We start from the raw sequence: 15743 nt of genomic DNA on the forward strand, positions 1-15743 counted from the left end.
TGATGGATGCAGGCAGTGACGCAGCCATCGACGATGGATGCTGATGCGACGAAGAGTAGGCAGCCGGCGCCGGCACGACACTTGTACCTTCGTACAGTGCCCGCGCAGCCGGTACGCGCCGATACTCGGCCCTCGTCGATTCCGACCTTGTCTCCCGAGGATCCGCAAGGATGGCATTCCTGATCGTGCTGGCCGCACTGTGTTTCCTGATGTTCGCGGCCTACCGCGGCTACAGCGTGATCCTGTTCGCACCGATCGCCGCGCTCGGCGCAGTACTGCTGACCGAGCCGGCACTGGTCGCGCCGATGTTCACCGGCCTGTTCATGGACAAGATGGTCGGCTTCCTCAAGCTGTACTTCCCGGTGTTCATGCTCGGCGCGGTGTTCGGCAAGCTGATCGAACTGTCCGGTTTCTCCAAGGCGATCGTCGCCGCCACCATCGGCCTGGTCGGGCGCAGCCGCGCGATCCTGTCGATCGTGCTGGTGTGTGCGCTGCTGACCTACGGCGGCGTGTCGCTGTTCGTGGTGGTGTTCGCGGTGTATCCGTTTGGGGCCGAGCTGTTCCGCGCCAGCAACATTCCGAAGCGGCTGATCCCCGGCACCATCGCGCTGGGCGCATTCACCTTCACCATGGATTCGCTGCCGGGCACGCCGCAGATCCAGAACATCATCCCCACCGCGTTCTTCGGTACCAACGCGTGGGCGGCGCCGTGGCTGGGCACGATCGGCGCGGTATTTATCCTGATCGTGGGTCTGGCGTACCTGGAATCGCGTCGGCGCAAGGCTGCCGCCGCGGGTGAAGGCTATGGCGACAGCCTGGTCAACGAACCGGCGCCGTTCGAGTACGCCAAGCTCGCCCATCCGCTGGTCGCGCTGTTGCCGCTGGTGCTGGTCGGTATCTGCAACAAGCTGTTCACCGAACTTATTCCGCGCGTCTACGGCACAACCCAGTCGTTCCTGCCCAGCGTGGTGGGCGACGTCAAACCGGTGGTGCAGGAAGTAGCCAAGATCGCCGCGATCTGGGCGGTGGAAGGGGCGTTGCTGGTCGGCATCCTGTGCGTGCTCGCATTTGCGTGGCGGCCGGTGATCCGCCAGTTCGCCGACGGCAGCAAGGCAGCGGTCGGTGGCGCGTTGCTGGCCTCGATGAATACCGCCTCGGAATACGGCTTCGGCGCGGTGATCGCCGCCCTGCCCGGTTTCAAGCTGGTCGCCGATGCGTTGCACACGATTCCGAACCCGCTGGTGAACGAGGCGGTCACGGTGACCGCGCTGGCCGGCATCACCGGTTCGGCCTCCGGCGGCATGGGCATCGCGCTGGCGGCGATGGCGGACACCTTCATCGCCAATGCGCATGCGGCCGGCATTCCGCTGGAGGTGATGCACCGGGTCGCCGCGATGGCCTCCGGCGGCATGGACACGCTGCCGCACAACGGCGCCGTGATCACCCTGCTGGCGGTGACCGGGCTGACCCATCGGCAGTCCTACAAGGACATTTTCGCAATCACCGTGGTCAAGACGCTGGCCGTGCTGGTGGTGATCGCGACTTACTACGTGACTGGTCTGATCTAGCCGCCCGAAGCGGTACCACGACGTCGCTCCCCCGACCGGCGAAACGCCAGTTGACGACGCCAGCCCGATCCGGAGCTGCCCGACTTTTCGCGCGGCTCTCCTGATTCCGTGCAAACGGAATCGTCGCGAAGCAAAGGGAGATACGAGCGATGTCGATCAAAACTTGCATTCTGGGGCTGCTGGCCCTGTTGCTGTTCATGCCGGTCATGGCGCTGCATGCCACCTGCCATGACACGGTGGTGATGGTGCACGGCAATACCGGCAGCCCTACCGATTTCCAGAACACCTACAACCTCCTGCGCCAGAGCGGCTGGAGCGATGCACAGATCATCGCGCCGGCCTGGGGCAACGCCTTCTGCGCTGCCTGCAACGACCACAACGGCAGCGAGGAGACTCCGGTGGCCAACGCGATCACCAGCGCCATCGCCACCTCCTGCAGCGGGCACATCGACGTGATCGGCCACTCGATGGGGGTCACTTTGGCAATGCGTGAAATCGACAAGCTGGGCGTGGCCGGCAAAGTCGACGTGTTCATTGGCATCGCAGGCGCAGTGCACGGGCTGTGGTCGTGCGGCATGTATCCGTTCAACGTCGCCAACGCCACCTGCGGCTACTACGGGTTGTCCGTGCACAGTCCGTTCCTGCTGGGCATCGCCGGGCATCGCTTCGGCGTGCGCATGTATTCGATGAAATCGTGGACCGACGAGATCAACTGTGCCACGGGCACCTGCATCGTTGACGGCGTGCACACCTCGACGATTCAGGGTGAGAACTCCAGTTTCGACTATCCCTATGGCCACTATCAGCTGTTGTTCCTGACTGCTGCCGATCAGGTGAGCCTGCTGCAGTAACGCCGCCGGCGGGCGCGTGACGGCAACGCCCGCGCCCGCTGACGCCACAACTCCTGCCCCAGCCGACGGGTCTGCATGGCCCGGATGCTGCGTTCCAGGCTGCCCGCTTGATGCAGCTGCCTGAACCTGTTTGCAGCGATACAGGCAAGTCGTCACATAAGTACGTATAATCCTCGGGTTAATCCTTCTGTTAACCCACGTGGTGGCTCTATGCGCCACCCGAGTCGATCCCATGTCCATCGAAAAACTGCGCAATATTGCCATCGTCGCCCATGTCGACCACGGCAAGACCACCCTCGTCGATTGTCTGCTCAAGCAGTCCGGCACGCTCAACGAGCGCACCGTGCTGGCCGAACGCGTGATGGACTCGAACGATCAGGAAAAGGAACGCGGCATCACCATCCTGGCCAAGAACACTGCCATTACCTGGCAGGGCAACCGCATCAACATCGTCGACACGCCGGGACATGCGGACTTCGGCGGTGAAGTGGAACGTGTGCTGTCGATGGTCGATTCAGTGCTGATCCTGGTCGACGCGATGGACGGCCCGATGCCGCAGACCCGCTTCGTGACGCAGAAGGCGTTCGCGATGGGCTTCAAGCCGATCGTGGTGATCAACAAGGTCGATCGTCCGGGCGCCCGTCCGGAATGGGTGGTCGAACAGGTGTGGGATCTGTTCGATCGTCTGGGCGCCACACCGGAGCAGATGGACTTTCCGATCGTCTACGCCTCGGCGCTGAACGGCTATGCCGGTCTCAACGATGACGTGCGCGAAGGCGACATGACCCCGCTGTACGAAGCGATCATGCAGCACGTGAGCAAGCCGGACGTCGATCCGGATGGCCCGTTCCAGATGCGGATCAGCCAGCTGGACTACAACAACTTCGTCGGCGTGATCGGCATTGGCCGCATCCAGCGCGGCATCTTGAAGAAGGGCATGCCGGTCGCGATCGTCGATCGCGAAGGCAAGAAACGCCAGGGCAAGGTGATGCAGGTGCTGGGCTTCCTCGGCCTGGAACGGATCGAGCAGGACAGCGCCGAGGCCGGCGACATCGTCGCGATCTCGGGTATCGCCGACCTGACCATCTCCGACACCGTCTGCGCGCTGGATACGCCTGAGGCGTTGCCCGCGTTGACCGTGGACGAGCCGACCATCTCGATGACCTTCCAGGTCAACAACTCGCCGTTCGCCGGCAACAAGGATCTTTCCGGCGGCAAGTTCCTGACCAGCCGCCAGCTGCGTGAGCGCCTGGATCGCGAACAGGTGCACAACGTGGCACTGAAGGTCGAGGAAGGTTCCGACGCCGACAAGTTCCTGGTTTCCGGCCGCGGCGAGCTGCATCTGTCGGTGCTGATCGAGAACATGCGTCGCGAAGGCTACGAGCTGGCCGTGTCGCGTGCGGAAGTGATCATCAAGGAGATCGACGGCCAGAAGATGGAGCCGATCGAGCAACTGGTGGTCGACGTGGAGGAAATCCATCAGGGCGCCGTGATGGAAAGGCTTGGCGTGCGCAAGGGCCAGCTGAAGAACATGGAGTCCGACGGCAAGGGACGCGTGCGTCTGGATTACGAGATCCCGGCGCGGGGCCTGATCGGCTTCCAGAACCAGTTCAAGACCCTGACCCAGGGTTCGGGCCTGCTGTTCCACGTGTTCGACCATTACGGTCCGAAGGAAGACGGCCAGATCGCCAAGCGCCTCAACGGCGTGATGATCGCGAATGCTGGTGGCACCACCCCGGCCTATTCGCTCGGACCGCTGCAGGATCGCGGCAAGCTGTTCGCGGCCGAGGGCGACTCGGTGTACGAGGGCCAGCTGGTCGGCATCCACGCCAAGGACAACGACCTCACCGTCAACGTGATCAAGCCCAAGCCGCTGACCAACATGCGTGCTTCGGGCAAGGACGATGCGATCCAGCTGACCCCGGCGATCAAGTTCACGCTGGAACAGGCGCTGGACTTCATCGACGACGACGAGCTGGTCGAGATCACACCAAAGGAAATCCGCCTGCGCAAGAAGAACCTCACCGAGAACGATCGCAAGCGCGCCTCGCGCGGTTGAGTCATCGCCTCATGTGATTGACAGAAGGCCGCCGCAAGGCGGCCTTCTGCTGTGTGGTCATGGCGCAGCGTTTTTTGTCTTCACACCCATCACGCGCAGACCCGGTCGCTGCCGGGCCAGCTTGCGCAGCAATTCGGCAAACGCCTGCAGATCGTCGTGCCACGGCGAGGCGTCACGCCAGTACAACGCGATCTCCCGACCCAGCGCCTGCCCCTTCAGCTTGGCCAGCACGATGTTCGGCATCGAGGCCAGCCGCTCGTGCGCCAGCGTCGGTACCAACGCGTAGCCACCGCGCAGACTGACCAGGGCGGCGAGGCTTTCCAGGCTGACATCCTGCACGTGGCCATGCTCGCTGCCATCGCCGTCGAGCCCATCCGCATGGCTCTCGGCCATCAAGGTCGCCTCGGCCGGATCGAGCTGATCCAGCGCGATGCTGCTCTGGTCGGCCAAGGGATGATCGGCACGCAGCATCAGCTCCCACGGCTCGGCGAACAACAGTCGCATCCCGATGCCGTTGACCGCCGGCGTCGGCGGTGCCAGCACCGCATCGAGCTCGCCTTCGTGCAGGCGGCGCAGCAGGCCACGCGGCTTGCCCTCGGAAATACCGAGCCGCGCACCCGGGAAATGCTGGGGGAACGGCGCGATCAGATGCGGCAGCAGATACGGCCCCAGCGACGCCGGCACGCCGAGTCGCAATTCGCCACCGAAGGCGACCGCACCGGCACGGGCGACCTGCTGCAGGTGCTCGCCCGCGGCGAGCACGGCGTCGATCTGCTGCAACAGCCGCTGTCCACCGGCGGTCGGCACGATGCGGCGACCGCCACGCTCGAACAGCGGTGCGCCCAGCGCCTGCTCGACCTTCTGCACCTGATGCGACAGTCCGGACGGGCTGATGTGCATGGCCCGCGCCGCGCTGTTGAAACTGCCATGCCGATGCACCGCCTGCACCAGCGCGAGGTCGCGCAGCGAGACGGCGGCGAGGGCCATCGAAATCATCGAATGCTGCATGTCATCAAATACGTTTGTGCATAACGAACCCTGCGCCCATGCTAGGCGGCGAACCAGCACCGTAACCGCCCAAGCCCATGCCGCAGTCTACCTGCCCGAACCGATGCCACCACAAGGCTCGCGCATGCAGCTGGAGCCGGCTGACCGGTTAGCGACTGCTCCGTGTTTGCGCGATAATTGCGGTCTTTGCCGGTCTGGCAAGCACGCCCTTCGTTGCCCTCCCCATCCCAGCCGCAGGATCCAGCCAGGAGTTTTCCCATGAAAGATTCATTCTCGGTACGCGACACGCTCGAAGCCAACGGCAAGCGCTACAGCTATGCCAGCCTGGCCAAGCTGGGCCAGCGCTTCGACCTGAAGCGCCTGCCCTATTCGATGAAGATCCTGCTGGAAAACCTGCTGCGGCACGAGGACGGCCTCAACGTCACGACGAAGGAAATCGAGGCGGTCGCCACCTGGAACGCCAAGGCCGAGCCGGATACCGAAATCTCCTTCATGCCTGCCCGCGTGGTGCTGCAGGACTTCACCGGCGTGCCGTGCGTGGTCGACCTGGCCGCGATGCGCGATGCGGTGGTGAAGCTGGGCGGCGACGCCAACCAGATCAACCCGCTGGCGCCGGCCGAACTGGTCATCGACCATTCGGTGCAGGTCGATGCCTACGGCTCGGCCAGCGCGCTGGAGCAGAACGTCGAGATCGAGTTCCATCGCAACCAGGAGCGCTACTCCTTCCTGCGCTGGGGCCAGAAGGCGTTCAACAACTTCAAGGTGGTGCCGCCGCGCACCGGCATCGTGCACCAGGTGAACCTGGAACACCTCGCCCGCGTGGTGTTCACCAATGAAGCGAACGGCGAGAACTGGGCCTATCCGGACACCGTGTTCGGCACCGACTCGCATACCACCATGATCAACGGCATCGGCGTGCTGGGCTGGGGCGTGGGCGGTATCGAAGCCGAGGCCGCGATGCTGGGCCAGCCCTCCTCGATGCTGATTCCGCAGGTAGTCGGCTTCAAGCTGACCGGCAAGCTGCCGGAAGGCGTCACCGCCACCGACCTGGTGCTCACCGTCACCCAGATGCTGCGCAAGCTCGGCGTGGTCGGCAAGTTCGTCGAGTTCTTCGGCGATGGCCTGGCCCACCTGCCGCTGGCCGACCGCGCCACGATCGCCAACATGGCGCCGGAATACGGCGCGACCTGCGGCATCTTCCCGGTCGATCAGGAAGCGCTGAATTACATGCACCTGTCCGGCCGCACGGCCGAGCACATCAAGCTGGTCGAGGCCTATGCCAAGGCGCAGGGTCTGTGGCACGACGCGAACACCCCGCATGCCGAGTTCACCACCACGCTGGAACTGAATCTGGCCGACGTGCGTCCGTCGATGGCCGGCCCGAAGCGCCCGCAGGATCGCGTGCTGCTGGAAGGCGTGCAGAAGAGCTTCCACGACGCCGTGGCCCCGCTCACCGCCACCCGCAAGCCGAAGAACGGCGCCGACGCCAGCTTCGCCAACGAGGGTGGCGCCACCGCGATTGGCAATCCTGCCAACGCCATCACCAACGATGGCGTGCGCGTGGAGAAGGACGGAGAGAACTTCAAGATCGGTGACGGCTCGGTGGTGATCGCCGCGATCACCTCGTGCACCAATACCTCCAACCCGGCGGTGATGCTGGGCGCCGGCCTGCTGGCGAAAAAGGCCGCGGCCAAGGGCCTCAAGGCCCAGCCGTGGGTGAAGACCTCAATCGGCCCGGGCTCGCTGGTGGTCAGCGACTACCTCGAGAAGACCGGCCTGCTGAAGGAACTGGAGAAGATCGGCTTCTACATCGTCGGCTACGGCTGCACCACCTGCATCGGCAACTCCGGCCCGCTGCCGGTCGAGATCAGCAAGGGCATCGCCGAGGGCGACCTCGCCGTGGCCTCGGTGCTCTCCGGCAACCGCAACTTCGAAGGCCGCGTGCATCCGGAAGTGAAGATGAACTACCTGGCCTCGCCGCCGCTGGTGGTCGCCTACGCGCTGGCCGGCACGCTGGACATCGACCTGACCAAGGACGCACTGGGCACGGGCAGCGATGGTCAGCCGGTCTATCTGAAGGACATCTGGCCGAGCAACCAGGAAATCTCCGACACCATCGCGGGCGCGATCAACCCGGCCATGTTCGAGAAGAACTACGCCGACGTGTTCAAGGGCGACAGCCGCTGGAACCAGATCGCCTCGCCGGATGGCGCCTTGTTCAAGTGGGACGACTCCACCTACATCAAGAACCCGCCGTACTTCGACGGCATGAGCAAGGAAGCCGGCACCATCGAGGACATTCACGGCGCCAGCGTGCTCGGCCTGTTCGGCGACTCGATCACCACCGACCACATCTCGCCGGCCGGCTCGATCAAGAAGGACAGCCCGGCGGGCCGCTTCCTGATCAGCAAGGGTGTCGAGCCGAAGGACTTCAACTCCTACGGTTCGCGCCGCGGCAACGACGACGTGATGGTGCGCGGCACCTTCGCCAACATCCGCATCAAGAACCTGATGCTGGACGGCGTGGAAGGCGGCTACACCCTGCATGTGCCGAGTGGCGAACAGCTGGCGATCTACGACGCGGCGATGAAGTACAAGGCGAGCAAGACCCCGCTGGTGGTGTTCGCCGGCAAGGAATACGGCACCGGCTCGTCGCGTGACTGGGCCGCCAAGGGCACCCTGCTGCTGGGCGTGAAGGCAGTGATCGCCGAGAGTTTCGAGCGCATCCATCGCTCCAATCTCGTCGGCATGGGCGTGCTGCCCTGCCAGTTCCAGGACGGCCAGAACGCGCAGTCGCTTGGCCTGACCGGCAAGGAGACCTTCGACATCACCGGCCTCAACGGCGGCGAGTCGAAGGAAGCCAGGGTCGTCGCCACAGCCCCGGACGGCAGCAAGAAGGAGTTCACCGTGAAGGTGCTGCTGCTGACCCCGAAGGAGCGCGAGTTCTTCCGCCACGGCGGCATTCTGCAATACGTGCTGCGCCAGCTGGCCAGCAAGAAAGCCGCCTGAGTTTCAGCGTGACCTGGTGACACACAAAACCGCCCCGGATCCGGGGCGGTTTTTTTATGGGCTGGCCAACTACATCGAATGCTTCCAGCTCGCCGTATAACAGCGCCACTGGCCATCGTCCTTGCGCCACGCGGACTCGACCTGGTAGACACCCATCTGATCGGGCAACAGATGACTGCCGCTGGTTAGAGTGACTGTGAACGTGGCCACCATCCGCTCGCCGCGATGCTCGAGCGTGACCGGCCCCGTCGTTACACCAATATGCTCGCCACGCAGGGCGATCAGCCTGACCATGTTCGCCAGGGCGCGACGATCAAGTTCGCCCTGGTTGCCGTCGAAATCGTCGCTGAGCGGCGCAACAACGTCGCTCGCCGCATTCGATTCGGCAGCATGCGCGATCGAGGCAATCGCTTCACGCACCTGTGCTTCGTCCGGCGTGCGACGGCACCCCCACAACGCTGTCGCGCACAGCACGAGAACGATCCACAGGCAAGCAGCTTTTCTCAATCGGTTCATGGGCGGAAACTCGATGCAGTGCGGCTTGCCGCTATACGCAGGCGTATGCTCCAATGAACAATGCGTCTGGCGCATGATGGATGCTGCGGTCATCCTGAAACCATCATCGACCTGCGGTCATCGACAACACAGGGAACCCTAGCATGAGCAACGAACGTCCGTGGCTGGATCACTATCCGACAGGCGTGCCCAGCCAGATTGACGTCAATACCTATGCCTCGGTACCAGCCGTCCTCGAGGAAGCGTTCGGCCACTTTCGCGAACGACCGGCCTTTGCGAATTTCGGCCATAAGCTGACCTACGGGCAGATCGACGAGATGAGCCGTCAGTTCGCCGGCTATCTCACCGGCGAGCTCAAGCTCGGCAAGGGCGATCGCATCGCGATCATGATGCCGAACGTGCTGCAGTATCCGATCGCGCTGTTCGGTGCGCTGCGTGCCGGTCTGGTCGTGGTCAACACCAACCCGATGTACACCGCGCGCGAACTCAAGCACCAACTGGAGGATGCCGGCGCCAAGGCCATCGTGGTGCTGGACAACTTTGCCGCGACCCTGCAGCAGATCGTCGCCGACACCCACGTGGAGCACATCGTCACCACCGGTATTGGCGACCTGCTCGGTCCGAAGGGTGTGCTGATCAACTTCGCGCTCAAGCACGTCAAGAAGATGGTGCCCGCGTTCGACCTGCCGCAGGCCGTGCGTTTTCGCGATGCACTGACGCGCGGCGCACCGCATCCGCTGCAACCGGTAACCCTGGACCACGACGACATCGCCTTCCTGCAGTACACCGGCGGCACCACGGGTGTGGCCAAGGGCGCGATGCTGACCCACGGCAACATGATCGCGAACATGCTGCAGGCCGGCGCCTGGGTCGGCACAAATGCCAAGCCCGGCGAAGAAGTGATCATCACCGCGCTGCCGCTGTATCACATCTTTTCGCTGTGCGCGAACGGGCTGGTCTTCACCCGCCTGGGTGGCCTGAACTGGCTGATCACCAACCCACGCGACATGCCCGGCTTCGTCAAGGAACTGAAGCAGTCCGGCTTCACCGCACTGACCGGCGTCAACACGCTGTTCAACGGTTTGCTCAATACACCAGGCTTTGCCGAACTGGATTTCTCGAAGTTGCACCTGACTCTGGGCGGTGGCATGGCCGTGCAGCGCGCGGTGGCTGACCGCTGGAAGAAAGTCACCGGCTGCACTCTCGCCGAAGCGTACGGACTGACCGAGACCTCGCCAGCGGTGTGCATCAATCCGCTGGATATAAAGGAATACAACGCCTCGATCGGCCTGCCCGTACCATCCACTGATGTGGCGATCTGGTCGGAGGAGGGACACCCTCTTCCGACTGGTGAAGTGGGCGAACTGATGGTGCGCGGCCCGCAAGTCATGAAGGGTTACTGGCAGCGTGAGGACGAGACCATCAAGGTACTCGGCCCCGATGGCTGGTTGCATACCGGCGACATCGCGAAGATGGACGAAAACGGCTACTTCTATATCGTCGACCGCAAGAAGGACATGATCCTGGTGTCCGGCTTCAACGTGTACCCGAACGAGGTCGAAGACGCCGTGATGCAGCACCCCGGTGTACTCGAAGTGGCGGCCGTCGGCGTACCGGACGAGCATTCCGGCGAAGTGGTGAAACTGTTCGTGGTACGCAAGGACCCGAACCTGACCGAAGAGGCGCTCAGGCAGTTCTGCCGCGAGAACCTCACCGGCTACAAGCGGCCCAAGTTCATCGAATTCCGCGACGCACTGCCCAAGAGCAATGTGGGCAAGATCCTTCGCCGCGAACTGCGCGATGAGAAGAAAGCCGCGACCTGAAATGACAACGCCCGCTTGAGGCGGGCGTTCTCGCTGCAACAACAGCCTGGGACTCAGTTGTCCTTCCAGTACTCCAGGATGTCGGCGTAACCGCCCAGCAGGTTCCACAACGGAACCTGTTTGTCCTCGGGGATCCGGCTGTAGGAAAAGCCGATGTGGTGATCGGAGATGCGTGCGACCGCAGCCTCCAGATGGATGTGCAGGTTGTGCCCGAAGATCATGTCGAGCACCCAGCGCTGACCTACTTCGCCAGCCCAGCCCAATGGGCGCCGCAACAATGCGCCGGTAGCCGAGATGTCGACCAGTTCCGTCGGATGCGACTCGCCATTGCGGCTCATCAGCACCGTCGTCGCGATCTGCATGCGCGCTGGACGCAGCTGCTCCGGAAGGTTGTCACCTTGCACATTCTTGTCGGTCGTCATCGTCATCCCATTGCTCTTGTGTGCACGCCTGCCGCTGGCCAAGACACCGTCCCACACATCCGCCTTACCTTGCTTGATTGTTCCGGTTCGTCACCCGACACCCCATTGAATCTCCGAGCAACGGTACCGAATTGTTTCCAGTCCAAAATAAGCAACTAATATGCCATTCCATCAAATTTGGTATCTGCATATGAGCAGACTAATCCTTTCGCTGCGATACCAGCGTTTTGCGCATGGCCCGAGTTCTTGAGTTCCGAAGGCCCCGGCTGTATCACGAACATTTTGAAGCCAATTGACGATGGATCAATGCTCATTCCCTGATCACGGCCTGCCATCCAGGCATGCCACACCGACAGCACGAGAATGCATGCTCCGTAACGGACCGACGCATTAGGTCACATGCCGCCCCACATCGACGATACCTGCAGGTCAGACGACATCATTGACACGGAGGCCTGACTGGCCAATCCCATATTGTGCCTGCGCCGACACTGCCATGCAGCCTGACGGCGCACAGAATCGGCGTGCATTGATCGGATCCTGTAACCGACTGAACATCGATGCCCCTGCACTGCTGGACTTGTCGCCGGGTAGCCGCTACTCTTTGTCCACGCGTAGTCTCATCCAGAATGCTTGCCGATTACTGTCGGCAGCCGGTGAGTCTTCACCCGATAGCTCTGAAACCGACCGCTGAAGAGTCATTGGCGTCATTGTTCGCCATCTCTGACCTGCACCTTTGCCGTGGCTGACAACCCGGGACCGGCGCAAAGTGATCACCGACGACCCGCCTGACCGAACCACCTGTGCGTGGCTTCATCATGCCCGTCGCGACGATGGCGCCCAGTGCGCCTCGGCGGAAGATGTGAAAGACCGCAGCACCCTTAGCCGCACCTTGGGAACGCCGCCTTACCGCTGCATTCCGAGTACGGATGTTCCATGGGTCACGCCAGCGCATGGAATGGTTCCGAACGTGTTGAACGCACTGCCAGCCGCTGAAGGCGGCCCAACGACATGTATTGATGAGCACTGAGCCAGTCGAGCCCGAGAGCCTGGTCACCGCACCGCAGGGGGCGTTTGCATCGGTACCACAGCAGCAGGAAATGCCGCTGGCCATCGTGCGCGGCCAGCCGATGCTGCAGATGCCGCAGGATCTGTACATCCCGCCGGATGCACTCGAGGTCATTCTGGAGTCGTTCGAGGGGCCGCTGGACCTGCTGCTGTATCTGATCCGTCGGCAGAATCTGGACATTCTGGACATTCCGGTCGCCGAGATCACCCGGCAGTACATGACCTACATCGAGCTGATGCGCGATGTGATGAGACTGGAGCTGGCCGCCGAATATCTGCTGATGGCTGCGATCCTGGCCGAGATCAAGTCGCGGCTGCTGCTGCCGCGACCGCCGGTCGAGGAAGGACTGGAGGAAGACCCCCGCGCCGAGCTGGTGCGACGTCTGCAGGAGTACGAACGGTTCAAGCGGGCGGCGGAAGACATCGAGGCGCTGCCTCGGCTGGAGCGCGACACCGCGGTGGTGCATGCCGAGGTGGGCGAACGCAATGTGATCAAGTTGCCGCCGCCACTGGATTTGACCGAGTTGCTGCTGGCTCTGAAGGACGTGATGCATCGGGCCGAGCTGTTCGGTCATCACGCGATCAAGCGCGAGACACTCAGTGTGCGCCAGCGCATGGGCGAACTGCTGAGCCGGCTCGACGACGACAGCTTCCACCGTTTCGAAAGCCTGTTCGATCCCGGCGAAGGTCGCCTCGGCGTGGTGGTGACCTTTCTGGCGATGCTGGAACTGGCCAAGGAAATGCTGGTGGAAATCATCCAGGAAGAGCCGCTGGCGGCGATCTATGTCAAGGCCAAGGCGCACCACACCGATGCATTCGCCGACACCGCAGCAGACGACGAACAACCGGGCGAGTCGGCACTGATCGAATCGTCCAACGAATGAACAACACCCACTGAATCGGCATCCGACCCAAGGCCATGCAGATCGAGCAACTCAAACCCATCATCGAGGCCGCCCTGCTGGCCTCCAGCCAGCCGATGACGGTTCATCAGCTGGGCGACTTGTTCAACGAGACCGACGAGGTCAGTCACGCGCAGATCGCCATGGCATTGGAAACGCTGGCCAATGACTGCGATGGCCGCGGCATCGAGCTGAAGGAAGTGGCTTCCGGCTTCCGTTACCAGGTGCGCCAGGATGTGCATCCGTGGATCTCGCGGATGTGGACCGAAAAACCCAGCCGCTATTCACGTGCGCTGCTGGAAACACTGTCATTGATCGCCTATCGCCAGCCGATCACGCGTCCGGAGATCGAGCAGATCCGTGGCGTGGTGGTGTCCTCCAACATCATCAAGACGCTGGAGGAGCGCGAATGGATCCGCGTGGTCGGTTATCGCGACGTACCCGGCAAGCCCGCACTGTTCGGCACCACCCGCATGTTTCTCGACTACTTCAACCTGAAATCGCTGGATCAACTGCCGCCGTTATCCGAAATCCGCGATATGGAAGACCCGCAACTGCGCTTCGAGCAGGAACCGCTGCCTGCCCGCATCGTGCGCAACCTGCCGATCGACCCGGACGACGAAGCCACGGATGATGCGGAGCCTGTGGCTGACGGCGACGAATCACACCCATCGGCAAGCACCGCAGATACCAGCGACACCCATGACACCACAGCCGATGCTCATGCAGCGGCTGCTTCACCCGAGTCCGGCGAACATGGCTCTCAGCTGAGCCCATCCGCCGAAAACCCGACTACCACTGCCGATGAGGCAGCGAACCCCGCCGCGGACGTCGAAGCCGACGCCGCCGAGCAAGATACCGAGGAGTACCGCGCATGACTGCGCCGCAGAAATCCGTTCTATCCCTGAAGCGCGAACCGCGCAACGATGCCACCGCCGTCCAGCTCGAGGAGCGCCTGCACAAGGTGCTCGCCAATGCCGGCCTCGGCTCGCGTCGCATGCTCGAGCAGCGCATCCAGTCCGGCGAAGTCGAACTGAATGGCACACCGGCCGGCATCGGCACCAGCGTGCACGCCGGTGACCGCGTGGTGCTCGACGGCAAGCAGTTCGTCGTCGCCACCGACAGCCGTGACGATACCGAGGTGCTGCTCTACCACAAGCCCGAGGGCGTGCTGACCACCCGTGACGATCCCGATGGCCGGCCTACCGTGTTCGAACAGCTGCCGCGCCTGAAGGGCGCGCGCTGGGTCGCCGTGGGTCGCCTCGACATCAACACCACCGGCCTGCTGCTGCTCACCACCGATGGCGAACTCGCCAACGCGCTGATGCACCCGAAGAGTGGACTCGAACGCGAATACCTGTGCCGCGTGCATGGCGAAGTGCCGGACGAGATCATCGAAAGGCTGAAGGCGGGTGTGGAACTCGACGATGGCCCTGCCCGTTTCGACGAGATCGCGGTCATCAGCCGCGGTGGCAGCCACAGCTGGTTCCGCGTGGTGATCCGCGAGGGCCGCAACCGCGAAGTGCGCCGTCTGTGGGACTCGCAGGGTTTCCTGGTCAGCCGCCTCAAGCGCATCCGCTACGGCAAGATCGAACTGCCACGCAACCTGCGCCGCGGCGAGTGTGAATCACTCGACGCGGAAGCAGTCAAGCAGCTGCGCCAGACCACCGGCCTCGGTGCGCCGCAGCCTGTGCTGACGCTGAGTCCGGTACTGCATCAGCGCCGCGCCAATCGCAATGTCACTGAATACCGGCCCGAGCGCGGTGCCAGCGGTGCCTGGACTGGCGGTCAGGACGAAGCCCGCGAACTGCGTGCTTACGACCGCATCCGCGAAGAACCCGTGCGCGGCCGCAAGCCACCGCGCCGCGATGGCAAGGAAGTCAACGGCAACCTCGCACGCCCCGAGCGCGGTGCCGGCGGCGGCAACCGCGGCGGCAAAGGCCGGCGTGTGGCGCCGGGTCAGGAGCTGCCGTCGGTACGTACCTGGTTCGCCGGTGAAAGCCGTGAGGGTGGCAGTCGTCCCGGTAGTGCGCCGCGCGGCAACGCTGCGGGTGGCGCTGCCGGCAGTCGTCGGCCGGCCGGCGGCAAACCGTTTGCTGCGCGTACTGGCGGCGAGAGCCGTGGTACCGGCAGCCCCTACAGCGGTTTCGGCGGTGAGCCGCGTGGCACCAGCGGCAATCGCACACATGGTGGTCGCCCGCAAGGCCAGGGCAATCAGGCCCATGGCAACCAGGCGCACGGCAATCAAACGCATGGGGGTTCGTCCTACGGCAACCAGGCAGCACATGGCAATGCTCGTCCGCACGGCCAGGGCGGCGCGCGTCCGCAAGGCAGCGGTCGTCCGCAAGGCCAAGGTGGTAATCGCCCGCAGGGCCAGGGCCGACCACAGGGCCAGGGCGGCAATCGTCCACAAGGTGGTGGTGCGCGTCCCCAGGGTCACGGCAGCGCACCGGGTGGACGTCCGCACGGTCGCGGCGGCAACCGTTCGGGCAACCGCTGAGCCTCGGCTTGGTCTGA

11 protein-coding genes are annotated in these 15743 nt (G+C 63.5%); 8 read left to right on the forward strand and 3 right to left on the reverse strand.

Annotation, left to right across the window (positions count from 1 at the left end; all coding sequences use genetic code 11):
• Positions 1–170: 170 nt before the first annotated feature.
• From B0E51_RS04980 to typA, 3 genes are all read left to right on the forward strand, one after another.
• A complete protein-coding gene (locus tag B0E51_RS04980; protein ID WP_077443755.1) occupies positions 171–1568 on the forward strand; it encodes a GntP family permease in 1398 nt (465 codons plus the stop codon).
• Between the two features lie 149 nt (positions 1569–1717).
• Positions 1718–2419 (forward strand): lipase, encoded by a 702-nt coding sequence (locus B0E51_RS04985; protein ID WP_077443756.1) that lies wholly within the window; start codon positions 1718–1720, stop codon positions 2417–2419.
• 232 nt (positions 2420–2651) lie between these two features.
• Positions 2652–4478, forward strand: coding sequence for a translational GTPase TypA (typA, locus tag B0E51_RS04990; RefSeq protein WP_077443758.1), 1827 nt, complete (start codon positions 2652–2654; stop codon positions 4476–4478).
• A 57-nt stretch (positions 4479–4535) separates the two neighbouring features.
• Here the strand turns inward: typA and B0E51_RS04995 are convergent, their stop codons facing one another.
• Entirely contained in the window at positions 4536–5486 is a 951-nt protein-coding gene (locus B0E51_RS04995; protein ID WP_077443759.1) for a LysR family transcriptional regulator, read from the reverse strand.
• Between the two features lie 258 nt (positions 5487–5744).
• Here B0E51_RS04995 and acnA point away from each other — a divergent pair, with 258 nt between their 5' ends.
• Complete coding sequence (acnA, locus tag B0E51_RS05000; RefSeq protein ID WP_077443760.1) at positions 5745–8495, forward strand: aconitate hydratase AcnA; 2751 nt, start codon at positions 5745–5747, stop codon at positions 8493–8495.
• Positions 8496–8564: 69 nt separating this feature from the next.
• On the opposite strand, the gene B0E51_RS05005 is transcribed toward acnA, so the two are convergent.
• On the reverse strand, positions 8565–9011 hold the full coding sequence (locus tag B0E51_RS05005) for a hypothetical protein (RefSeq protein WP_077443949.1): 447 nt from the start codon (positions 9009–9011) through the stop codon (positions 8565–8567).
• A 143-nt stretch (positions 9012–9154) separates the two neighbouring features.
• Here B0E51_RS05005 and B0E51_RS05010 point away from each other — a divergent pair, with 143 nt between their 5' ends.
• The gene (locus B0E51_RS05010) at positions 9155–10834 is read left to right on the forward strand and encodes an AMP-binding protein (protein WP_077443761.1); all 1680 of its coding nucleotides are present in this window, start codon (positions 9155–9157) and stop codon (positions 10832–10834) included.
• A 53-nt stretch (positions 10835–10887) separates the two neighbouring features.
• On the opposite strand, the gene B0E51_RS05015 is transcribed toward B0E51_RS05010, so the two are convergent.
• Positions 10888–11262 carry a PilZ domain-containing protein gene (locus B0E51_RS05015; RefSeq protein WP_174570599.1) on the reverse strand — a complete coding sequence of 125 codons (375 nt, stop codon included), beginning with the start codon at positions 11260–11262 and terminating at the stop codon, positions 10888–10890.
• Between the two features lie 1013 nt (positions 11263–12275).
• Between B0E51_RS05015 and B0E51_RS05020 the strand changes: the two genes are divergently transcribed.
• From B0E51_RS05020 to B0E51_RS05030, 3 genes are read left to right on the forward strand one after another with little or no spacing between them, the layout of a single operon-like run.
• Positions 12276–13208: a ScpA family protein gene (locus B0E51_RS05020; protein ID WP_077443762.1), complete on the forward strand. Its 933-nt coding sequence runs from the start codon at positions 12276–12278 to the stop codon at positions 13206–13208.
• A 35-nt stretch (positions 13209–13243) separates the two neighbouring features.
• A complete protein-coding gene (gene scpB, locus B0E51_RS05025) occupies positions 13244–14104 on the forward strand; it encodes an SMC-Scp complex subunit ScpB (RefSeq protein ID WP_077443763.1) in 861 nt (286 codons plus the stop codon).
• On the forward strand, positions 14101–15726 hold the full coding sequence (locus B0E51_RS05030; RefSeq protein ID WP_077443764.1) for a pseudouridine synthase: 1626 nt from the start codon (positions 14101–14103) through the stop codon (positions 15724–15726). Before scpB ends, B0E51_RS05030 begins: the two co-directional genes overlap by 4 nt.
• Positions 15727–15743 lie beyond the last annotated feature (17 nt).

It is taken from the genome of Rhodanobacter sp. C05 (assembly GCF_002001165.1).
GTDB lineage: Bacteria > Pseudomonadota > Gammaproteobacteria > Xanthomonadales > Rhodanobacteraceae > Rhodanobacter.

Excerpts from the sequence above, each read along its gene's own strand:
- B0E51_RS04980 (WP_077443755.1), top strand. The coding sequence starts at position 171 with ATGGCATTCCTGATCGTGCTGGCCGCACTGTGTTTCCTGATGTTCGCG.
- B0E51_RS04985 (WP_077443756.1), top strand. The coding sequence starts at position 1,718 with ATGTCGATCAAAACTTGCATTCTGGGGCTGCTGGCCCTGTTGCTGTTC.
- typA (WP_077443758.1), top strand. The coding sequence starts at position 2,652 with ATGTCCATCGAAAAACTGCGCAATATTGCCATCGTCGCCCATGTCGAC.
- B0E51_RS04995 (WP_077443759.1), bottom strand. The coding sequence starts at position 5,486 with ATGCAGCATTCGATGATTTCGATGGCCCTCGCCGCCGTCTCGCTGCGC.
- acnA (WP_077443760.1), top strand. The coding sequence starts at position 5,745 with ATGAAAGATTCATTCTCGGTACGCGACACGCTCGAAGCCAACGGCAAG.
- B0E51_RS05005 (WP_077443949.1), bottom strand. The coding sequence starts at position 9,011 with ATGAACCGATTGAGAAAAGCTGCTTGCCTGTGGATCGTTCTCGTGCTG.
- B0E51_RS05010 (WP_077443761.1), top strand. The coding sequence starts at position 9,155 with ATGAGCAACGAACGTCCGTGGCTGGATCACTATCCGACAGGCGTGCCC.
- B0E51_RS05015 (WP_174570599.1), bottom strand. The coding sequence starts at position 11,262 with ATGACGATGACGACCGACAAGAATGTGCAAGGTGACAACCTTCCGGAG.
- B0E51_RS05020 (WP_077443762.1), top strand. The coding sequence starts at position 12,276 with ATGAGCACTGAGCCAGTCGAGCCCGAGAGCCTGGTCACCGCACCGCAG.
- scpB (WP_077443763.1), top strand. The coding sequence starts at position 13,244 with ATGCAGATCGAGCAACTCAAACCCATCATCGAGGCCGCCCTGCTGGCC.
- B0E51_RS05030 (WP_077443764.1), top strand. The coding sequence starts at position 14,101 with ATGACTGCGCCGCAGAAATCCGTTCTATCCCTGAAGCGCGAACCGCGC.